The following is a 21,587-nucleotide window of genomic DNA, read 5'->3' on the forward strand; positions in this document are numbered from 1 at the left end:
GTTGATCTCTCCCTCAAGTTGTCACTGAACCGTCTCATTCAAATTGAAAGCCGCAGCTCTCATTTAACTAAATAAATCTAGCTGCTTCGGAGAAAGGCTTGAATACGTAATATCCAGCAAATCAATCATCTGCTGGCCATTCGCCGCTGCATCTCCGCCGGAGTTATTATTAAACACGACATAGACATCTTTTGATTGCTGATGCAGGATGTCGAGATTCTTTTTCCACTCTTTTAATTCAGCTTCATTATATAAATATAAGTATCGCACTTCACGCCAATTCTCATGGTCTGCTGGGTGAAGCCAGCCCTGTTTATTTCTTCCGTGAAAACGGACCAATGTTTTATCACGGTGCGTAGCTTGTATGACTGGCGGAATGGAGCCTTCTCCAACTTGCGGCTCATCACAAACAGAATGAATCCAGCCTTCTTTTTCCATAAAGGACAAGGTCTGCTCATAAAATTCATCTGAGAACCATGTGCGGTTACGGAATTCGAGGGCACACGGAATGTCCCCCATCTTCTCTTTACACCATCTTAAATAAAGGACGTGCTCTTTTTTGCAATCAAACCATGGTGGAAATTGAAATAGAACCATGGCTAGTTTCCCTTCACGAATAAGCGGAGTCAATGAAAGAATAAATGCGTCAAACATCTCTTCCTTCGAAGCAAACGGAATTTCGCCTCTCTGATGACCGGTCATTCCTTGATATGCTTTCACGACAAATTGAAAGGTATCTGGCGTATCCTTGATCCACTTTTCATGATTACGTTCAGGCTGAACTGCATAAAAGCTGGCATCCAGCTCCACAATGGGAAACGTAGACGAATAGTGAAACAGCTTTTGCGCGCTGCCGATTTTCGGCGGATAAAGACTGTCATGGTCACCCCAGCCAGTTAATCCGATATAAATCATGTTTCTCACCTCTTGCCACTCTCATGTATAGACGGCTTCCTCACATGAAAGCCTTTTTCTCTTGTCATACCCATCTTTCTGAAAGAAATTCTTCTGTCTACAACATATCATATTTGCCCGTAATTCTGAATGAAGATGACTGATGGTGCGTGATTTTATCATGAACTCTGTTTGTTTGTGATATTAGTTGACAACTTTCTATCTTAAATGATTTGAGCTGATAACATAAAATGCATATCAGAGAAGTGAACAGTGATTGTCCATTTATTTATTCATCTTCACCAAGAACTAAAGTTCTCAATAAAGGAGACTTAGTGGATATGAACTTAGACGATAACCAGTTTGAAGCATTGCAAAAAATCGCCGAAAGGATTCACAAGCCTGTCTATTTGTGTAACCAGCATGGGCGCCTTCTCTGCAACTCGCACATCATCATCACGAGCCCAGATTGGATTCGCATTCTCCCCTTTTTCAAAAGCCGGACACCCCATTATTTTTCAATAATAGATACGAAGCAAACCTTTTCTGTCTTTCCGATTGATCTAATCGAACAAACATGTGAGTATGTGGTCATTCCTTCCTTCATCCTTCCGCTGGATGAAACACTGCAAGTCATCATTGAACAAGCAGTACACGAAATCTCGATTGCGCGAATGAGACAATATTCTGCCCAGCAAACGGCCAAGCATGCCAGAAATGAAGGATTTCGCAGATGGATAGAGGGTTCATCGTATTCTCAGCAAGACGCTGCAAACATTGCGAAGGCGTTTGGATTAAATGTAGATAGCAGCTATCTATGTATGATCTGTCAGCTCGATCAGTGTCATGAGACCACTCATTTTTTCAAGCAGCAACTGATGTTAGAACAAGTCGTTGATCTGCTCGACAGCGCACTTCCAAGCTCTCCTTTCCCTTCCTTTTTATTTGTCAAAGGTGATATGGGCATTGTATTAATGGAAGAGACGGGCAGTTGGTCAGAGATGAGTGAAAGACTCCTTTCTTTTTTGAAACAGCTGCAGATGCTCGTTAGCATTCAAGTGAATCACACCATTTCCTTTGGCGCGAGCTTGACTAGTTGTCGCATCACCCATCTATCTGAGGGCTATAGTGAAGCATTAGAAGCGCTTCAAGCCGGACATCTCTCGGCGCAGTCGGAATATATACACTTCTATCAGGCAAAGGATGTGCCAGATTTATTAAAGCTTATTCCAAGAAAGGATTTAGTCACGTTTCACCAGATGCACCTTCACCCGTTATATGAAGCCGGTCAAAATCTCCTCCACACCTTATCTGTCTATTTAGAAACGCATTGCCACATTTCAGAAACAGCGAAACGTTTGTCTATTCATCGCAACACGGTCATTTATCGATTGGAGAAGTGTGAGGAGCTGCTGCGGATCAGCTTAAAAGACCCTGAAACCACATTAAGGCTGCGCTTAGCATTACGTATTCAGATGCTTCTTTCACCCCATCCTGAGTGAATGTTTTCTTCCGAAGTTTCATATAGTTTGGAGGAGAAAAATGATACAAGAGGAGGGATGATCAATGGATGATGAGCTGCGTCACATCCCGCAGCCAATTCGAGAGGATGGTGCTGGTGCCACCGATCTAGGCCCGCGGGACGTCCTTCGAGATATCGAGAACCCAGATATGCTTGTTCCACCTAAAACCGATGCCGGAATCATTCCTAATTTAAAATTTTCATATTCCGATACACATATGCATTTAAATCATGGCGGCTGGTCGAGAGAAATTACGAAGCGAGAGCTGCCTGTTTCCACAACGATTGCGGGTGTCAACATGCGGCTGACTCGAGGCGGAGTGCGAGAGCTCCATTGGCATAAGCAGGCTGAATGGGCGTATATGATTTTAGGAAAAGCCCGCATCACCTCTGTAGATGCAGAAGGGCGAAATATGATCGCTGATGTAGCAGAAGGAGATTTATGGTATTTCCCCCCAGGTATTCCGCACTCCATTCAAGGACTTGAGGACGGGTGTGAATTTCTTTTAGTCTTTGATGATGGCGCTTTTTCTGAATTTGATACGTTCACCATCACAGACTGGTTTGCCCATACACCGAAAAACATTCTCTCCGACAATTTTGGCGTTCCTAAGAAGCTGTTTGACCATATTCCGAATAAGCAGCGCTACATGTTTCAAGGCTCTCCGCCAGCATCAATAGAAAGCCAAACGGTATCTGATCCATACGGAAGCATCGAGCCGCCATTTACGTACCAGCTGCTTCGCCAAAAACCGCTGACGACCTCTGGGGGAACTGTCCGCATTGTCGATTCACGGAATTTCCCTGTTTCAAAAACCATTGCAGCTGCGCTTGTTGAAGTAAAGCCTGGCGGCATGAGAGAAATGCACTGGCACCCTAATAATGATGAGTGGCAATACTATTTAACCGGTACAGCCAAAATGACGGTCTTTGGAGCCGGGGGCACTGCCCGCACCTTTAATTACAGAGCAGGTGATGTCGGATATGTTCCTTTTGGTATGGGACATTACATCCAAAATATCGGCCAAACGAGCCTTTGGTTTTTAGAAATGTTTAAAAGTGATCGCTTTGCAGATATTTCGTTGAATCAGTGGATGGCCTTAACACCTCCTCAATTAGTGAAAGAGCATTTGCATGTAGATGATGCCATGATTCGTGCGCTTCATAAAGAAAAATCACCTGTCGTGAAATATAAGAGATGATGCGCATCAAAAAACCGATCAAGCCGTACTGATCGGTTTTTTAAAAACAAATTTTAAGAAACTGTCGAAGGATGCTGCACTTTTTTCCCCCACACGATGGATGCAATGAAGCTTATGCAAAGCACCAGTGTTCCGAGCATAAAAGGAAACTCAATATTCACATCAAATAAAATGCCCGCAAGGCTCGGTCCGACAATATTGGCAAGGCTCATAAAGGATGTATTGAGGCCGCCCGCTACTCCTTGCTGATTACCTGCCATTTTGGACAGCAATGTATTGAGGGCTGGACGAACAAATGAAGTAGCCGACAAAAATAAAATAGAGCCTGCAAAGATCAGCCAAAAGGACGGCGCAACACGGCAGACGATGAGCATCAAAGCCGCTCCTAGCAGTGCATAACGCACGACGCGCATTTCACCAAATCGTTTCACACAGGCATTCACCAACGCACCTTGGACAAGCACGCCAGCAAGACCCGCAACCGTAATCACAAACGCAATATCCTTCGGTGTAAATCCATGTTTTTGGTCTACATATAAGCCAAAAATCGATTCAAAATGAATGATGCCAAAATTGAGGACAAACGCCAATATAAACAAAAAACCGTACGATGTCTTTAAAGCTTGCATCATTTGTACAAACGGGTTGAAATGAATGTCTTTGTTTAACCGTGCTTCTTCCTGCTTTTCCTTTGTTAATGTTTCAGGTAAAAACAGGATGGATAATAGGGTAGAAAGAGCTGCAAAGGAACCTGCAATGAGAAAAGGAAAAGCGATTCCGTACTCGACCAAATAGCCGCCTACGCCTGGTCCAATAACAAAGCCTAACGTCATTGCTGCACTAAATAGCCCCATTCCTTTCCCTCGATCCTTCTCACTTGTGATATCAGCGATGTATGCAAACATGGCTGGCATGAGTAAAGCCCCGGCTGCACCACCTAAAAACCGAGACACAAACAGCATCCAAAGCTGATCTGCAAATGCAAAAATAAACTGGGCAATGGTAAAGCCGGCAATCCCGGCAATGATCAATTTTCTACGTCCAAATCGATCGGTCAATGCGCCTGCAACCGGCGATAAAGCAAACTGTGTAAGACCAGTTGCAGCGACAAGAAAACCGAGTGTTTTTCCAGTTGCGCCAAAGGCTTCAATGTAACTTGGCATGACAGGGACAATGAGGCCAAAGCCAAGCATGGCAATAAAAATATTGAGCATCAAAATATATAATCTGCCCATTTTCTTCATATCAAAAAACCTCTTTCTGCAAAATAAATGAAAATGATGACAAAAATGATCAGAACTTCTTCAGTATAGCGATATCACTGTCTATAAGTCTAGTTTTTCAAAATTTAGTTTTCTTTTCCAAATAAAAAAATACCCGCAAATAGCGAGTATCCGTCTGACTTTATTCATCTTGTTCATAGATAGAAAGAGCCGCCTGAAGCCCTGCGCCGCAATGGATAGATGCACCGTGTTTGATTAGAATTGCTTCCAGCCCTGCTAACACAAACAGCACATTTTCTTTTCGGCAGCTATAGCCCATTGTGCCAATTCTCCATATACGTCCGGCTAGCGGTCCAAAGGAGCTGGCAATTTCAATACCAAAATGCTTAAGCAGATCGGCACGTACCGCTTCTCCATCCATACCACTTGGAATTTCAATACATGTCACAACTGGCATTTTACAATGTGGATCACCGAACAATTCAAGTCCCATCGCTTCAAGGCCTTTCATCAAGGCTTTCTCGTGAAATGCGTGCCTTTGGAAACGCTCAGACAGACCTTCTTCCAGCACAACACGAACCCCTTCACGAAGTGCATAGAGCATCGTTGTCGCTTCTGTATGATGATTTAATCGCCTAGGGCTCCAATAATCCTGGAGCTGGCTGAGATCAAAGTAATTGCTTTTAATTGGAGAAATATCCATTTGCTCTTGCAATTCATCCTGAGTCGCAATTCCCTTTTCCACTTTCTTTCTCGATTCAACGACAGCTGCCACCCGTTCATTATACGTGATAGGTGACATACCTGATGGAACTGACAAGCACTTCTGCGTACCACCAATTGCCGCATCAATCTTCCATTCGTCCACTTTCACCTGGACCCCGCCAATGGTTGCTACAGCGTCTACAATGAACAATGCATCCAGTGCTCGGCACGCTTCACCAATTTGCTCAAGCGGCTGCATTCGTCCGGTGGATGTTTCACCATGGACCATCGCAACGATTTTAGGCCTGATCTGCTTCATTTCCTGAATGATATCGCTAGGGTCAAAAACGGTTCCCCATTCACATTCCATTGTATGTACCTCAGCACCATAGCGCTGTCCTATTTCAATGAGAAGATGACCGAACCGGCCAAAAACAGGCACAAGCATTGAATCTCCCGGCTCAATAACACTGGCAAGCACAGCTTCAAGCCCTGAACGAGACGTGCCGTCAATTGGAAAAGCCCATTCATTTTCTGTTTGGAAAAGGGACCGCAATAAGGTCATCGTCTCATTCATAATATGTGTAAATGCTGGATCAAATTGACCGAGAATGGGCGTACTCATTACACGGAGCACCCTGGGATCTACTTCAACAGGTCCTGGTGTCATAATCGTTCTTGAAGGTATTTGCAGTTCTTTCACGTTATCCATCCTTTCCCTTGCTGTCATCCTATATGCCCACTTATACAGTAATGCTGATAAAATAGCAATCTCTTTTCCTATGAACTCATTACATAAAATTTACGATAAATCCATTTATTTCTTTCTGGCATTATGATAGAAATAAAGAGAATACATTCCCTATCAAGGAGGAAATCGAATGAAGAGAACCTTATTTGGAACTGTGGCTGCCGGAATCATGATATTCGGTACGTTAGCCGCCCCACTGCCGCAAGCTGCGAATGCTCAAAGCTTTACTCTGAATGAACCGAGCCAAACCATCACATTTTCCCCGTTACAGCTTCAAAACGAAACATCTGCACAACAAGCAAAAATAGCCGCTGCAAGTCAAATTGATTCCTATTATCAATCTGCTAATGGCAAATCAGGCCCCGCTTTAAAGAAAGCTTTACACGATATTATTGATCATCATAAGCAGCTATCCTACAGCCAAGTTTGGGATGCCTTAAAGAAAACAGATGAAGATCCAAAAAATCCAAACAACGTGCTCTTGCTCTATAGCGGTATCTCTCGCTCAAAGCAAGCGAATGGCGGAAATGTTGGCCAGTGGAACCGGGAGCATGTCTGGGCTAAGTCACACGGCAATTTTGGGACAAGCCAGGGCCCAGGTACAGATCTCCATCATCTGCGAGCAACAGACGTGCAAACGAATAGCACACGAGGAAATTTAGATTTTGATCTGGGCGGAAATGAATACAAGGGAGCGCCGGGCAACTTCTACGATAGCGACTCATTCGAACCTCATAGCCGGGTGAAAGGGGATGTGGCAAGAATGCTCTTTTATATGGCGGTGCGGTACGAAGGAGATGACCGCTTTCCAGATTTAGAATTAAACGACAAAGTGAATAATGGTAGCGCCCCTCTTCACGGCAAAATGTCCGTACTTCTCAAGTGGCACAAACAAGATCCTGTCGATCAAATCGAACGGAACCGCAACAAGATCATTTATCAAACATACCAGAACAACCGCAATCCCTTTATCGATCACCCAGAATGGGCAAGTGAGATTTGGGAATAAAAAAGAAAGGCACTGCTACGAACAAGCAGTGCCTTTCTTTTTATCAAGAGGACAGACAAGACAATAATCGAGACTCTCCGATTTTTTCTCGAGCTTATAATACATACAGCAAGTCTTACGGTTGGATGTTACTAGTAAACTGTCATCTAAGTTTAAGCTGTGATGAAATGGATTTTGTTTTGCTCCGAATACATCACCAGCTGCTTGCTTCAGATACAGATAATCCTCCCGCACGCGCTGCTTCACCGCAGGGTCTTCAGCCTCCCGCATCATGCTGCGATAAAGAGAATTGATACGAACCGCTATATTCTCCCACAAAATGGTATACGGAAGTCTTGACGTACGCTTCAGTACATCTAAAAGAGGTGTGACACACTCCGTAAACAGCGCATGCACAACCTGCTCTCTCCATTCATATCGATCTCCTTCTAATGGAACAAACGAACACAATGACTCATCAATTTCAATTTTCCGATCCTCTCTAAAGACACATGCCTCCGGTGGAAACTGATAGACACCGTCATACAACGTCATCATGTACAAAGAGGAACTGACGGCTAAGTAAGCATAACGCTTTGAAAACATCGACGCCGCTACAGCTAAATTCGGTGCATGCATAGCTTCCTTTTCAGCCTCTAATAAACGCAGGACAGATGCTTCTGAAAAAAGCGCAGCAAGTGTGCGATCAGATGTCATTGGTTCATTTGTGATGTGTACCCCGAAATCAAGTAATTCTCTCTCAACCCACTCTGGCCTCATATCAAAACCTCCATCTTTCGTTTATCGATTTCGTTGTTGGTATAACAAATAAATAAAGAACGGTGCCCCAATTGCGGCCGTGAATACACCTGCTGGTACATCTAACGGTAGAAAAGCCGTTCTAGCGACTAAATCTGCGAGCATCACGAGAATACTTCCAACAAGCGCAGATGCCGGGACCAGCGCAATGAACGAACGGCCGATGATCATCCGTGCAACATGCGGTGCCATGAGTCCAACAAATTCAATACCGCCAGCAAAAGCAACGGCAATCCCCGCCAATGTCACACTCATCAGCAGAAAGAATAACCGTTTTGCCTGCACTTTCACCCCGAGACCTGTTGCGAGATCATCTCCAAGCTCCTTCACATTCATCGTTCTTGCTAACACCATGACAATCGGTAAAATGATCATGATCCAAGGAAGCATCGACGTGACGTCCTTCATCGTAGAACCATATAAACTGCCTGTCAGCCAGATATATGACTTTGTCGTCGTCATCGTATCACTAAGAACAAGAGTAAACGTCACACACGCCTTCATAATGGCAGAAATCCCAATTCCCATTAGGACAAGTGTAATCGGCTTGACCCCTTTTTTCCATGAAAGCAAATAAATCAGACACGAGACAGCAAAAGCCCCTGCAATCGCCCATAAGGATTGATACGCAATAGGCACAGTGCCCATCCAAAAAACAATAAACATAATCGCACCGAACGAAGCACCACTCGTAATCCCAATGATGTCAGGCGATGCAAGCGGATTGCGAATTAAACCTTGCAAAATAAGCCCTGATACCGCAAGCGCGGCCCCCACTAAGACAGCCAGCAGTGTTCTTGGAATCCTCAGTGTATTGAGCACAAAAGTATTTCCCTCTCCCTGACCGATTATATGAAGAAGCACATCCACAGGCGAAATAAATCGGCTGCCCATACAGAGACTGAGAATAAATAACCCAAAAGCAATGGCCGTCAATAAAAGTAAAATCAAAAACGTCCGCTTTGAAAATTGAAATGAAATGCGCCCGCCCTTTGAACGCACTGTATATGTTTTAGCCACCTGTCTTCAACCCCTTGCGCACGAGATAAACAAATAGAGGCGCTCCTGCTACCGCCGTCATGACACCAATCGGCACTTCCTGCGGCATGATCAGAAAACGAGCCGCAAGGTCTGCGACAAGTAAAAGCGACGCCCCCACAACGGCACAATACGGCAGTACCCAGCGGTGGTCAGGTCCGACAAGCTTTTTCACAATATGCGGCACTAGAAAACCAACAAACCCAATCGATCCTGCGACAGCGACGGAACCACCTGCTAAGAAGACGACGAGTACCCCCATCGTGATTTTCAGCACCAGGGTACGCTGACCAAGCCCCTTTGCAATATCATCTCCTGACAAAAGGACATTGATGGAGCGTCCAAGAAGCAGCGCCACAACTGTCGCACCTAAAATATAAGGCAAAACAGGCAGCAGCATATCAATGCTTCTTCCAGACACTGAACCCGCCATCCAGAACAGGATGCTTTGAATCGACTGTTCATTCACGATTAAAAGACCTTGTGTAAAGGACGCAAACAGTGCAGATATCGCCGCACCTGCAAGGACAATTTTGACCGGTGTCAATCCATCTCTTCCAATGGAGCCCAAAAGAAAAACGAGCATCCCTGCAATTGCCGCACCTAAAAAGGCTGTCCACATATAGCCTGTTAATGACTCTGTTGAAAAGAAAACAATCGAAATGACGATAAAAAATAGTCCACCTGCATTAATTCCTAACAAATCTGGCGCTGCAAGCGGATTTCTCGTTAATGCCTGCATCAGTGCACCTGAAATCGCTAGACTTGATCCAACAACTGTTGCAATTAAAGCTCTTGATAATCTGGATGTCATGACAATGACACTGTTTGGATCCGATTCATCAAAATGAAGAAACGCATGGATGGTGGCTTTGAGGGAAATCGAGGTTTGCCCAAGAGAAATGCTGAGTATAAAAAAGACCACCATCAATACGACGAATCCAGCAAACAGCAGCGCCTTGCTCGAATCCTTTTTTAATAAACTTCTCATCTGATTCCCGCTTTCAATCTGTTATGGAAAAAGGAGAAAATGATTTTTCACATTTTCTCCTCTGTTATCCTTATTTATCAATTCCGAGACGATCATCAATATCATCAAGCATCATGTTTGCAGCGATAATACCGCCGCCCATGTTCCAAGTGATTTCATCGACTTTATGCACTTGTTTCGCTTTCACTGCGTCAAGCTGCTTCCATAAAGGATGACTCGTCCACTCTTTATATGCTTTTTCAACGGCTTTATCCTGATCATCCATGAAGTAATAGATCACATCTGCATCCATTTGCGGAATGCTCTCTTTGTCTGTCAGTGTAATGATGTCTTGCTTTTTATCTTTGACATTCTTAGGTCCTTCAAAGCCTAGCTCTGTTAAAATTGACCCTGCGAATCCAGTTTGATAGATTCTAGCATGATCTGCACGAAAGTTCACTACAGACACACTCATTGGCCAGTTTTTGATGTCTTTTTTCGCTTTTTCTTTGAAGTCAGCGACGCGGTCATCCCACTTCGTTAGCAATTCTTTTGACTTGTCTTGCTGATTTAACGCTTCACCCATTAATTTCACTGTATCTTTAAATGTGAACACTGTTTCTGTTGCAACAGTTGGAGCGATTTCTTGTAGTTGATCAAAAATTTGCTCGTGACGGACTTTTGATGCAATGATCAAATCTGGGTTAAGTTTTTCAATTTCCTCTAAGTTTGGCTGTATTTCCTGCCCAACAATTTTGACATCCTTTAAGTCATCTCTTAAATATTTATACGTAGGTGCCTCAAGCCATGATTCAACAACACCCACTGGTTTAATGCCCATCGCGACTGCTGCATCGGTTGCTCCTTGGTACAGCGTCACCACACGTTTAGGCGATCCTTTAATTTCAGTTGAACCGATAGCGCTTTCAACGGTTCTCGTTTTCTCTTTACTATCTGACTTGCCTTCACTGCTATTGCTGCCGCAAGCTGCAAGTAAAACGATGGAGAGCACAACTAACAACGACCAAAAAGATTTTTTGAACATGTACCTCACCTATCCATTCTATATGTAGTCATATCGTTTGATAACGATTCTCATTATCACACTATGATTTTATCATAGAAAAGGATGGTGTCAATGTAAATTTTTAAGAAAAAGGGAGAGTGTTGACTAGTTGTTCTCATTATTGGAGTGATTGGCCTCTCTTCGTTCCTCTGGATAATCATTTACATTGAATTCCTTTTTCGTACTCTACTCCATTAATGACGACTTATTGTTCATAATCAGACTTTCTCTATCAACCTAAAAAAGACGAACGGCAATCGTTCGTCTTCTTCCCTCACTTCACTTCTTCATGCTCCTGCGCGGTATGTCGTTTATTGGCGATAAAGAGTGCACAGGTCATAGCAAGAATGGCGAGCGCCCACCAGAACGTCGATACAGCCTCTTCATGATCGATGATAATCAAACGGATGACAGCTGTGATGCCGATATAAATAAAGTAGCGAAGCGGGAAATGAAAGTTGGATTTAAAGTATTTTATAATTAAGGCAATAAACTCAAAATACATAAAGAAGATCAGCAGTTCTCCAAGCATCCTATAATAGCTTTCTCCTTTGTTAAACAAAGTTTTGTAGACGAATTGGACAATATACCAAGTTTCACTAATTAAGAGGACGCTTAATGCAATGGCCAGAAAGAATAGACAGATATTCAGAAGACCTTGCAAGAGATCGGGTACCTTTTGGAAGTTGTTGAATCGTTTCATTAGATTGTCTCTCCATTCCATGTTATTCATTTGTGATTTATATTTTGATGTGCCAGAATCGCAGCACGATGTAGTAAACATCGTTCTTTTCCATCCTTTCAAACTGCCCGTGCATGCGGGACATCATTCGTTTTATGCTTCGTTCACCAAGTCCAGTGCTTTCCTGCGTGCCATTTGTCTCTTTTATCGCATTGCTCACATGGATCTCAAACATTTCTTGATCGGATAGAAACGTGAGATTGATGTCTTTTTTCGGATCGGCGTATTTCAGTATGTTGGACATCAGATTATCAAACACTCGGCCAAGTTCCTCGACATTCACGTTGATATAGCTGTCAGGCAGCTCTCCTAAAAGATGAACCTTGAATGTCTCTTGCTGCAAGATCGACACCTGATCTGATAAGAGATCGTAAATGACCTCTTTGACTGCAACGGTCTCAAGCTCAGGTTCATGTTCTTTATCAAGTAGAAAATAGGCAAACAGATTATCAGATAGATTTTTCAATTGCAGTGCTTTTTCATAAGCACTTACTATATATTGATCTTTACGTGTATCCGCTCCAGCCTCCTCTTTTTTCGCAAACTCTAAATTCATCATCAGCGACGTCAGCGGTGTTCTCATATCGTGTGACATCTCGGTCACCAGACTGCGACTCTCTTCTTGCAGCTCGTCAATGGCTTGGAGCTTGTCCAGAAAAGCTTTACGAAGATCCTCAATACTTTTGGAAATCATTGCTAATTCATCATGCCCTTTCACCGTCATCTCATAGTCCAGCTCGCCGCCTTCAAGAATATGAATGTCTTGGTGAATCGTTTGCAGGTAGCGTAAACTTTTGCGAATGCCAAGCAGAACAATGAGGAGAAAAATAAGTGTCGCTCCGAGCAGCTCGAGTGTAAAGGCAAGATCGTGGTAACGAGATGAATAGAAACCATCCACCATGACGCGGCCTTCACCGTCGCTAAACTGAACTGGATACGAATGATGCTCAGCGTACTGGGTCACCTTTTCTTTTCCATACGCCGATTCATCAGCAGCTGAATAGATAGAGTTATATTGCAGCACTTCATCCTTGAAGATGGTCAAATTAATGTAATTCTCTTTTTTCACCCACTCACCAAACGCTTTTCGATCTGTAGAAGACAGCTGATTCTCTGACACGTAGCGGCTGAATTTTTGAATGTACTTGGCTGACTCCTCCTCGTAATACTCGTCTGAACTCAAATATCCGTCAATGAGGTCATTGGTGATCTTTTGCAGCGTCAAAAAGACAAGTCCACTCACGACCGTAGCTGTCAAAATCAATAGTGCTAGCTTTTTGGCTAGTGTATATTTACGATTTGCCAAATCGGTATCCTCTTCCCCATTCTGTTTTGATATATACAGGACGTGCAGGATCATCTTCAATTTTGGCACGTAGCTTTCGAATATGCACCATCACCGTATTGTTGGAACAATAGAAATAAGGCTGTCCCCACACGCTCTCATAAATATTTTGGGCTGAAAAGATTTTGTTTCGCCTGGTCATGAGCAGCTTCAACATACGATATTCTAAATCAGATAGCTTGATTTGTTGATTTTCTTTCCACACTTCATTAAATTCTTCGCTCACCCTTAGCTTGCCCCCAACAAGAAACGTTTCTTCCTGTTCCTTCTTTTCCTGATAGACGGTGTACCTGCGTAATTGTGCAATGACTCTAGCATGAAGCTCCTCTTGTGAAAAGGGTTTTGTCATATAATCATCCCCACCGGCAAGTAAGCCTTCGGTTTTGTCGAATGTACTTGATTTGGCTGTTAGAAATAGAATCGGGACATTAGAAGAGGCTCTCATCTGCTGGCACGTTTCAATGCCTGATATGCCTGGCATCATCACATCCAAAATCACCAAATCGAGCGAATCGTCCACAAACTTCAATGCTTGCTCGCCATTCATCGCTCTTTGCACCTCATATCCAGCACGTGTAAGGGATTCCTGCAAAAGGTCTCCAATATCCTGATCATCTTCTACGATTAATATTCGATGCGTCATGTCTCTCTCACCTCATGATACGTGAATTTCTTATGTCTTTACTATATATCATCTAACAACGTGAAAAGAATACGGTATAAATCTTAACAGGATATGAAAGTGAAGGTCTGCCATCAATTTGTCACATTCATTTCCCAAAATTTGCTTCTTCATAAATTGTTAAGAATTGGTCTTTATATTAATTCATTGTAAGGATTAATGATTAGATCCGAATCACATCTATTATAACAAGAAAAGGAGCATGGATATGAATGCAAACAAAGTAGCACACGCGATGAGTTTGAAAGATCGGGTTCATTTCTTAGACATCGTACGGGGATTTGCCTTAATGGGAATTATTCTGGTGAATTACTTTTTGATCGTGGATTCGGCGAAGGGATTCGATATGGAAGCAAATGATGTCTTTCACAACTTGGTGAATTGGTTCGCCTCAGGGAAATTCATTACGTTATTCTCCTTCCTATTCGGGGTTGGTTTTATGATTTTTATGGATCGAGCTGCTCAGAAGGTGGACAGTCCGAACAAGCTGTTTGCCCGCAGATTAACCATTCTCTTAGGATTTGGCCTTCTGCATGTCACCTTTGTTTGGATTGGTGATATTTTAGCGTATTATGCAGTCGCTGGCTTTTTATTGCTTTTCTTTTACAAACGTACAGCCAAAACCATCCGATACTGGCTGATCACACTCTTTGTGATTCAATTGCTCACACCCTTTTTCACAATGCTGCTTCATACCATCAGTACAGGCTCATCGGGCAAGCCGGACCTTGCCGATTTTGATTTGACCAGCCACAACAGTCTGACTTATTTAGCATCTATTGGTGACCGATGGACAGATATGGTGACGATGGCTTCCAGCTCATTTTCAATCGTCTATTCCATGTTCTACATGTTTTTGCTTGGTGTTTATTTTGTGAAAATGGAGTTTTTCAAAAACATGGAGGCGAAAAAAACGATTTGGAATCGCATTTGGATCATTTGTACCATCGCTTTTCTCATCACACAAGGCAGTACGATCATAGCAGCGGTCAATCCTTTTGAAAATACACTCTGGGTGAACATGGCCACTGCTCTAGAACAAAACGGAGGATTAACTGGCAGTATGTTTTATATGAGTACACTTGCGATGCTGTTTCTACACGTTCCTCAGCTGCGAGGTGCTTTGATGGTATTTACCAAAGTCGGGCGGATGTCACTAACCTGTTATTTGCTTCACTCAATCATTGGAACCATGCTATTTCTAAAATATGGAGCGGGGCTTGTCGATCATCTTCAGCCGGCTGCTACGTTCTTCATGGCTATTGGCGTGTATGTCTTCCTTGTGCTTTTCAGTACGTTTTGGTTAAAGCGGTTTAAGTATGGACCGATGGAATTTATTTGGCGGCAGCTGACGTATGGGAAGGTCAATGACAGATCGAAAACCAATACATTTCATGCGGCGAAGTAAAAGAAAAAAGGCGAATGGCTACAGTTCGCCTTTTTTAATATGTTAAGTTTGTGATTCAGAGACAATCCGTTCACTTTCAATACTGCTCAATCATTTCTTGTAATTGAGTCAAATAACTCTCTTTTAATTCATCTGGGTATTCAATTTTCACATGCTTCCCAAATGAGATCAAATAGTGAGTCATATACGATAATTCTTCTTGGTTGTACCCACCTACAATATATGGAGTATCATCAATGATCTCCAATCTCATATTCGGGTAATGATTCTTCAAAAACTTTTCTTTTCCTTGTTCCGTTAATCGACATTTAAATGAGATATCATGATAAGTTTTTTCGTACTTGAGCTGCATTGCTTTTAATTCTTCCTTCGTAAAGGTGCCTCTGCCTTCTTCTTCAATGATCAAGTCCTTCATAAAGTCACATCTATAGATGCCCCACTTTTTATTTTGAACTTCATATGCTTTGGTGAACCAAATCCCATTTCGATAAAACAACTCAAGAAATTGCAGCCTGATCCATTTATTTTCATATTGAGTGTACGTCATTCTCACGATTTGATCTTCCATCATCGCCTGTAAAATCAATTCCAAATGATTTTGTTCACTAACTGGTGCGACATTATAGTAATGAATCACATCCAAAGTCTCCGTGATCATTTGTTTTCTCTCATCAGACATTGTCGCAAACAGCTTTTGCCGAATTTGTGAGTAGGACTTTTTAAATGGTGTTGCTGATACTAGGTCTAGCGCTTTAAGCGCGAAAAAAATAGCTTGAACTTCATCGGTATTGAAATAAATAGGGACCAATGGAGATTGTTTGATCAGTCGATATCCTCCATGTCTGCCATTTTCAACGTAAAAAGCTAAACCCATGGACTCTAGCTCTTCCATATCTCTCAAAGCCGTACGTTTCGATATGCCAAATTCGGTTTCTAAATCCTTTAACTGAAATGAGTATTTATCACTTAAAAAAATAAGCTCTTGGTTTAATCGTTCTGATTTTTTCATTTTGATTTTCCTTCTGAAAAAGGTGACATGTTTTGTCACCTTTATATTTTATACTCAGTTTATCAAAAGAAAAGGAGCATGTATATGCAAACATTAATCATTAACGCGCACCCTGATTTCACTCATCGAGAAAGTTATTCAAACAAACTGCAAACACTATTTTTAGAACAGTTTAAAGAAAGATTCCCTCATGAAGAACCAACAATTTTACATTTACATGAAACTGAAATTCCTCGTATCGAAAAAGACCAGCTGCTACGTATTTGGAATAAGCAAGCATCTGAACAAACATTAACAGCTACCGAAGAAAAAATCGCTGCTTCTTCATCTGCTTTATTGGCTCAATTCAAAGCACATCATCGAATCGTCATTGTGTCACCTGTTCATAATTTCAATGTGACTTCACGTATGAAAGATTATATAGATAATATTTTTATTGCTAGAGAAACGTTTAAATATACAGAAAATGGTTCAGTTGGTCTGATGACTGACGATTATCGTGTACTTTTGCTTCAAGCAAGTGGCTCAATTTTCACAAATAACGATCGATACACACCTTTGGAATTTTCACATTACTACCTAAAAGAAATATTCCAAAACTTGATGGGCTTTCAACAATTTCATATTGTCCGAGCACAAGGAACAGCGATTTTAGAGGAAGAAACGATCTTGACATCTGCAGCTGACGATTTGTCTAAAGCCTTTGACGAGTTTTACTCGCCTAGCGAGATGTGAATTGGATTTTTTCAAAAACAAAAAGACCAAAAACGTTTGATTTCACGTTTTTGGTCTTTTTTTATTAACCGATTGAACCTTCCATTTCAAACTTAATTAATTTTGGGAATCACACGCAAACGTACGTTCTCTTGTGATAGTGATTCCCATGTTTTATATTTGTTTTGCGTCATATAAAATAATAAGCCGTCATAAGTTTGTGGGTGTTTTGTGGGTGTGCCCACATAAATACATATTAATGAAGGAAGTGAAATACATGAACATAAATAAATTAAGATCATTCCTTTATAAAACATCAAAATACCTGGGTGACGTCAACGCCGTTCAAAAGGCTACTATCGGAAAACGTATCATGCGACGTGCTGCTGGTAAAGCATCCGGCAAGCTAATGAAAAAGATATTCAAATAAAAAAAGAAGCCCTCGAAAGGGCTTTTTCTAATTGAATTTATTAAAGCTGATACTTGATGTATGACCTCTTATCGCCTCATCATGATTCTGTGATAGTGCAAAATAACCGATTGTACTTAATGTCCCCACAATAATAAGGGTTGCTATTACTGACTTAAATTTCATAAAGGCAATCGCTCCTTTTAATTAATTTTTGGAAGTAAAGAACCTTCTCATAGAAGTTCGACGCCCGATCCTTATCTCCTACTGAATTGTACTTTCTTGCTGCATCTTTCGATAATTCTTCAAGAATTGCGTACATGCCTTTTTTGCTCAAATAATCAATGTCACTATGAACTTTATCATAATCTTCCTTTACATAAAGCGCCTTATAGAATGTGAACACTTTAAGCATTACATCATCATTTAATTTTTCAGCCAACTCTATTCCCTGGTAGAGGGTGTATAAGCCGAGATCATTGTCATTATTGTGAAAATACGATCTTGCTAGCATAATCAACGGATCGAGAATTCTGTTCAAGTGTTCATATCCTTGTTCCTTAAAACTTGTCACTGATTCTTTAAAGTATTTTATTGCATTATCTAAATCTTCGGAATGGAAATGGCTTAATCCTAAATTATATAGAGCCGATCCCCTTAATCTTTTAGTCGTACTATCTACTGATTTTTCTAAGGCTTTTTCGAAATGAGGCATTGCTTTTTCGGGGCATCCCATATCAATATAATTCAGTCCGATGATGAAGGAGCATTGAATTTCTCTAATTGTATAGGTGTCTTTTTCTCTATAGCATTCTATGGCTTTCGCTATGTGGTGCATAGACATGTGGGTTTGTTTCATGTGGTAATAGATTTCAGCCATTTTGTAATTGAACTCAGCACTCTCAATATCGTCACTAACTAGAGAAAGTTTTTTTTCAGCACGTTTATAAAATGTAATAGCGTTCAAATAGTTATAATTCTCAAATTCATACATACCGTGGAAGAAGTTAAAATAGTATTCAAGTAATCCCGTTAGCTTCTCTTGTTCCCTTTTTATTTCCAAAGTTAGTTTCTTAAAATCAGCACGCTCATGACCATCTTTCAACGGATCAAGATAATCAAGCATGAGTTTGTGTCTAAACTCCATTAATTGAAAATATAAAAGTAAATCTTGGTTTTCTTCCATGCGGTCTAACGATGCCTTTATTTCCTCTTTATAAGCCTCCGCATCTGCTACGTTAAACCTTTGAATATGATAATACCATTCGTTGATTTTAACGCCTACGTGTGACGATAGAACTTTCTCCATTCCCATCTAACCTCCCTATATCATCCCTACATTTACATATAATAACATACCCATTTATTACTATCACCGCAAAATTCACGCAATTTAGACATTGATCAATACATTATTATTGATCGTTTTTGCGGTCGTAACGCTTAAAGACATGATTACATATTGTAACTGTTAAATATATCCCGAAGAAAACGAGCAAAGCAATGAATATATCATTTAAACGATTATCAGCAAAATAAACGATAGTTCCGACTACAGTCGCAACCAATACAGTTGTAATGAGGTCTTTCATCTAGATCAATCAACCTTTCAATATATTTTCTACATTTTATTACAAAAAAGGTGGTAATCACACAATTAACTGTTTATAATAGGCAATGTATTACAATATTACTAGAAAGAGGGTTAATATGAAAATTTACAAAAGTTTATCTATTGCCGCTATGTCTCTTGTTTTAACGTTTTCTGTAAGCGCTCCCGTTTTTGCTAATGAAAAGGTTCAGACTCCAATTGAACATACCGATCAAACCTCTTATTCAGTATTGGATGACAACGTCTTGAAATCAGAAGTAGAAACTCAAGCTAGTTGGGACGGTCAATTCAAATCAGATTATACCATCCCGTCTCATATTGTTGCAGCCGCTGCGGGTGCTGGCGCATATAAAATTAGTCAATATATGATGAGGACGCTGAATGTCGGTGGAGCTGCGGCGGCTGCGTTTACTGGCATGGTTATGAATTATGTTTCAACAAAAGCCAAAATTAGGCTTGTTTCGACTGAAAAATACAGATGGATCAAAAAATACACTAAAGCTGAATATCAAGCCACAACAAAAATATATCTAAATGGCAAGTATAAAACAACTAAAACAAAAAAATGGATTTCGGAAGTAGACACCAATATTGATAGTTTGGATAAATAAAACCAATAAGAGCCCCCCATCCAGTAACGGACAGGGGGTTTCTTGTTTAACACTATCTATAGTCTTATGTCTATAGATTTTTATTTTAATAGCTTTTCTAGCTTCGCTTTTGTCTTTGGTCCATAGATGCTGTCAGCGCTAAGACCATGCATGAGCTGGAATCGTTTGACCGCATTCGCTGTTTTCGGTCCGTAATAGCCATCAATGCCGTTATTTTTTGCGCCTTTGTCTGGATAAAAGTAGAGTGCCGCTATAGCTTCTTGAATTTGCTTTACAGTGTCACCTTTCATCAAAGGTGCTTTTACCTTAAAGATGCCTGTTGGGAGCTTGTACGCCTTCTTAGATGCTTTTTTCTTAGGTGTTGTTGCTGATGATGTTTTCTTAGGCTTAGATGATGATGTTTTACCGCCCAATGCCTTCAGCTCTTTTTCAATGGCTGCTTTAAATGAGTTCCATCTACCTTCTCCAAGGATGCGGTGAGGACAATACTTTCCGTTCCAGTCTTGATGCTTGCGTACTCGATCAACACCCCAACCACGTTCTTTTAGTAACTGTGCCACAAATTGAATGGCCAACTTTTCAGCAGTTTTATATCTAGTTCCACCAGATTGACTATAACAAATTTCAATAGCGATTGACTTGCGGTTACCGGTTCCGTTTGTGCCGTCTCCAGAGTGCCACGCATTTCGGTCTAACGGAATTGCTTGGATTACCTCTTTATCATCAACCGCAAAATGATAGCTCGTTGAGCTAGTGTTATTGATCATATAGCTAATTTCACTTTTAGCTGCTGCGTCATTCGCTGTATTGTGGATGGTAATGTATTCTGCATCCATTTTGTTCGGACATTTTAAACCGTATCTGATGGATGGGACCATGTTCTTTTTCACTTTGATTGTCATGCTCATCTACTCCTTAATTTGTTTTTATATAGAAAAAAGCCGCCGATTACTCAGCAGCTTTCTTTTCCTCTTCTTCTTTTTGGCTGTCAGACTCGATCACATGAAGACGGTCTGTGATGGAAGCTGGAATTTTTACGCCGATCTGCGCAAGGTTCTCTACAATTGAAAGCCCTTCGTTTGCGATATAAAAAAGCACTGTCCCGAAGGTCAGCACTCCATTTAAGCCCATGATCTGATCAATGATATTAGCCACAATCACGACAACAAAACTAAGCATTTTACGCACGTAACCGAACCATGCTGTACGGCTGCGTAGTTTGCCAACTTTCCACGCTTTGATGATACCCGTCAGAACGTCAATAACACTTAGCAGCACGAGCAAGTCCAAAAATTTCACACCGCCAAATAAATAAGTCTTCGCTAAATCCAAAGTTTCAAAGTTAATAAACACTATCGTTTCCTCCATTTCGTTAATCACCTCCTTTAAGAAGGCAAAATAAAAAGCACCTGTTAAGATGCTGTTGTTCCTAAATCTACTGATACACTTGGCTTGTCGAATGCAAGACCTGTTATCTCTTCAAATTCTTCTTTTGTAATGACGCCCATTGCTACATAATCACGCATAATCTCAGGTGTATAAACTTCCCAAGCCCAAAACACTTTTAAATCTTCTGCTGTAGGGTATATCACGATGTGCCCCCTCGCTGTAGCTGTGCTACTTGATGCGTTAGCATGGCAACTTGTTTTTTAAGCATTGTGACAGCATCAGCAGGTTGCGGCTTTGGCTTCAAGCTATCAATATACTCCTTAGATGCTGATTCAAACCACTCTTTCTTGCTCTCATCATATTCAGGAAGATATAAACCCTTTTTCGGCCGTACATCCGTAGCATTTTTCGGAATCTCTTCATAATCACTTATCACATCTTCACCTTGATATTTAAAATTTTCGTCATAGTAATAAACGTGCATGATG

General features: G+C 41.3%; 23 protein-coding genes. 7 read left to right on the plus strand and 16 right to left on the minus strand.

Going from position 1 to position 21,587, the window contains the following annotated elements:
* Positions 1–63 precede the first annotated feature (63 nt).
* Positions 64–915 carry a DUF72 domain-containing protein gene (locus MHI11_RS16505; RefSeq protein ID WP_003212748.1) on the minus strand — a complete coding sequence of 284 codons (852 nt, stop codon included), beginning with the start codon at positions 913–915 and terminating at the stop codon, positions 64–66.
* A 320-nt stretch (positions 916–1,235) separates the two neighbouring features.
* On the opposite strand from MHI11_RS16505, the gene MHI11_RS16510 reads away from it, so the two are divergent.
* Positions 1,236–2,396: a PucR family transcriptional regulator gene (locus MHI11_RS16510; protein WP_340961591.1), complete on the plus strand. Its 1,161-nt coding sequence runs from the start codon at positions 1,236–1,238 to the stop codon at positions 2,394–2,396.
* A gap of 64 nt (positions 2,397–2,460) precedes the next feature.
* Positions 2,461–3,618 (plus strand): oxalate decarboxylase family bicupin, encoded by a 1,158-nt coding sequence (locus MHI11_RS16515; RefSeq protein ID WP_226803990.1) that lies wholly within the window; start codon positions 2,461–2,463, stop codon positions 3,616–3,618.
* Between the two features lie 53 nt (positions 3,619–3,671).
* Here MHI11_RS16515 and MHI11_RS16520 read toward each other — a convergent pair whose 3' ends face one another.
* Both MHI11_RS16520 and MHI11_RS16525 read right to left on the minus strand, forming a co-directional pair.
* Entirely contained in the window at positions 3,672–4,862 is a 1,191-nt protein-coding gene (locus MHI11_RS16520; RefSeq protein ID WP_340961593.1) for an MFS transporter, read from the minus strand.
* 160 nt (positions 4,863–5,022) lie between these two features.
* On the minus strand, positions 5,023–6,258 hold the full coding sequence (locus MHI11_RS16525) for a pyridoxal-phosphate-dependent aminotransferase family protein (RefSeq protein WP_065098096.1): 1,236 nt from the start codon (positions 6,256–6,258) through the stop codon (positions 5,023–5,025).
* A gap of 169 nt (positions 6,259–6,427) precedes the next feature.
* On the opposite strand from MHI11_RS16525, the gene MHI11_RS16530 reads away from it, so the two are divergent.
* Positions 6,428–7,306 (plus strand): endonuclease I family protein, encoded by an 879-nt coding sequence (locus tag MHI11_RS16530; RefSeq protein WP_113768051.1) that lies wholly within the window; start codon positions 6,428–6,430, stop codon positions 7,304–7,306.
* Positions 7,307–7,321: 15 nt separating this feature from the next.
* Here the strand turns inward: MHI11_RS16530 and MHI11_RS16535 are convergent, their stop codons facing one another.
* From MHI11_RS16535 to MHI11_RS16565, 7 genes are all read right to left on the minus strand, one after another.
* Entirely contained in the window at positions 7,322–8,065 is a 744-nt protein-coding gene (locus MHI11_RS16535; protein WP_113768052.1) for an IucA/IucC family C-terminal-domain containing protein, read from the minus strand.
* A 21-nt stretch (positions 8,066–8,086) separates the two neighbouring features.
* On the minus strand, positions 8,087–9,124 hold the full coding sequence (locus tag MHI11_RS16540; protein WP_003212627.1) for a FecCD family ABC transporter permease: 1,038 nt from the start codon (positions 9,122–9,124) through the stop codon (positions 8,087–8,089).
* Positions 9,117–10,133 carry a FecCD family ABC transporter permease gene (locus tag MHI11_RS16545; RefSeq protein WP_065098069.1) on the minus strand — a complete coding sequence of 339 codons (1,017 nt, stop codon included), beginning with the start codon at positions 10,131–10,133 and terminating at the stop codon, positions 9,117–9,119. Before MHI11_RS16545 ends, MHI11_RS16540 begins: the two co-directional genes overlap by 8 nt.
* A gap of 70 nt (positions 10,134–10,203) precedes the next feature.
* Entirely contained in the window at positions 10,204–11,157 is a 954-nt protein-coding gene (locus MHI11_RS16550) for an ABC transporter substrate-binding protein (protein WP_126740866.1), read from the minus strand.
* Between the two features lie 295 nt (positions 11,158–11,452).
* Positions 11,453–11,881, minus strand: a complete 429-nt coding sequence (gene psiE / locus MHI11_RS16555) for a phosphate-starvation-inducible protein PsiE (protein ID WP_113768054.1) — start codon at positions 11,879–11,881, stop codon at positions 11,453–11,455.
* A 37-nt stretch (positions 11,882–11,918) separates the two neighbouring features.
* Positions 11,919–13,226 (minus strand): HAMP domain-containing sensor histidine kinase, encoded by a 1,308-nt coding sequence (locus MHI11_RS16560; RefSeq protein WP_113768055.1) that lies wholly within the window; start codon positions 13,224–13,226, stop codon positions 11,919–11,921.
* Positions 13,213–13,908 (minus strand): response regulator transcription factor, encoded by a 696-nt coding sequence (locus MHI11_RS16565; protein ID WP_340961601.1) that lies wholly within the window; start codon positions 13,906–13,908, stop codon positions 13,213–13,215. The genes MHI11_RS16560 and MHI11_RS16565 overlap by 14 nt, the downstream gene beginning before the upstream one ends.
* Positions 13,909–14,155: 247 nt before the next feature.
* Here MHI11_RS16565 and MHI11_RS16570 point away from each other — a divergent pair, with 247 nt between their 5' ends.
* A complete protein-coding gene (locus MHI11_RS16570; RefSeq protein ID WP_340961603.1) occupies positions 14,156–15,355 on the plus strand; it encodes a DUF418 domain-containing protein in 1,200 nt (399 codons plus the stop codon).
* 76 nt (positions 15,356–15,431) lie between these two features.
* On the opposite strand, the gene MHI11_RS16575 is transcribed toward MHI11_RS16570, so the two are convergent.
* On the minus strand, positions 15,432–16,364 hold the full coding sequence (locus MHI11_RS16575) for a helix-turn-helix transcriptional regulator (protein ID WP_126740869.1): 933 nt from the start codon (positions 16,362–16,364) through the stop codon (positions 15,432–15,434).
* 84 nt (positions 16,365–16,448) lie between these two features.
* Between MHI11_RS16575 and MHI11_RS16580 the strand changes: the two genes are divergently transcribed.
* Together MHI11_RS16580 and MHI11_RS16585 are read left to right on the plus strand one after the other, a co-directional pair.
* The gene (locus MHI11_RS16580; RefSeq protein ID WP_340961606.1) at positions 16,449–17,099 is read left to right on the plus strand and encodes an FMN-dependent NADH-azoreductase; all 651 of its coding nucleotides are present in this window, start codon (positions 16,449–16,451) and stop codon (positions 17,097–17,099) included.
* 256 nt (positions 17,100–17,355) lie between these two features.
* Complete coding sequence (locus MHI11_RS16585; protein WP_340961609.1) at positions 17,356–17,508, plus strand: hypothetical protein; 153 nt, start codon at positions 17,356–17,358, stop codon at positions 17,506–17,508.
* A gap of 154 nt (positions 17,509–17,662) precedes the next feature.
* Here the strand turns inward: MHI11_RS16585 and MHI11_RS16590 are convergent, their stop codons facing one another.
* Positions 17,663–18,796, minus strand: coding sequence for a response regulator aspartate phosphatase (locus MHI11_RS16590; protein ID WP_340961611.1), 1,134 nt, complete (start codon positions 18,794–18,796; stop codon positions 17,663–17,665).
* 401 nt (positions 18,797–19,197) lie between these two features.
* On the opposite strand from MHI11_RS16590, the gene MHI11_RS16595 reads away from it, so the two are divergent.
* The gene (locus tag MHI11_RS16595) at positions 19,198–19,710 is read left to right on the plus strand and encodes a hypothetical protein (RefSeq protein WP_340961613.1); all 513 of its coding nucleotides are present in this window, start codon (positions 19,198–19,200) and stop codon (positions 19,708–19,710) included.
* Between the two features lie 80 nt (positions 19,711–19,790).
* Here the strand turns inward: MHI11_RS16595 and MHI11_RS16600 are convergent, their stop codons facing one another.
* The 4 genes from MHI11_RS16600 to MHI11_RS16615 are packed head-to-tail and all read right to left on the minus strand — an operon-like array spanning position 19,791 to position 21,583.
* Positions 19,791–20,612 (minus strand): peptidoglycan recognition protein family protein, encoded by an 822-nt coding sequence (locus MHI11_RS16600; RefSeq protein WP_340961615.1) that lies wholly within the window; start codon positions 20,610–20,612, stop codon positions 19,791–19,793.
* 46 nt (positions 20,613–20,658) lie between these two features.
* On the minus strand, positions 20,659–21,078 hold the full coding sequence (locus MHI11_RS16605; RefSeq protein WP_144459771.1) for a phage holin family protein: 420 nt from the start codon (positions 21,076–21,078) through the stop codon (positions 20,659–20,661).
* 44 nt (positions 21,079–21,122) lie between these two features.
* Entirely contained in the window at positions 21,123–21,302 is a 180-nt protein-coding gene (locus tag MHI11_RS16610) for an XkdX family protein (RefSeq protein WP_003216807.1), read from the minus strand.
* Entirely contained in the window at positions 21,299–21,583 is a 285-nt protein-coding gene (locus tag MHI11_RS16615; RefSeq protein ID WP_003216383.1) for a hypothetical protein, read from the minus strand. The genes MHI11_RS16610 and MHI11_RS16615 overlap by 4 nt, the downstream gene beginning before the upstream one ends.
* Positions 21,584–21,587 lie beyond the last annotated feature (4 nt).

The organism is Bacillus sp. FSL K6-3312, from assembly GCF_038007485.1.
In the GTDB taxonomy this organism is placed as follows: domain Bacteria; phylum Bacillota; class Bacilli; order Bacillales; family Bacillaceae; genus Bacillus; species Bacillus pumilus.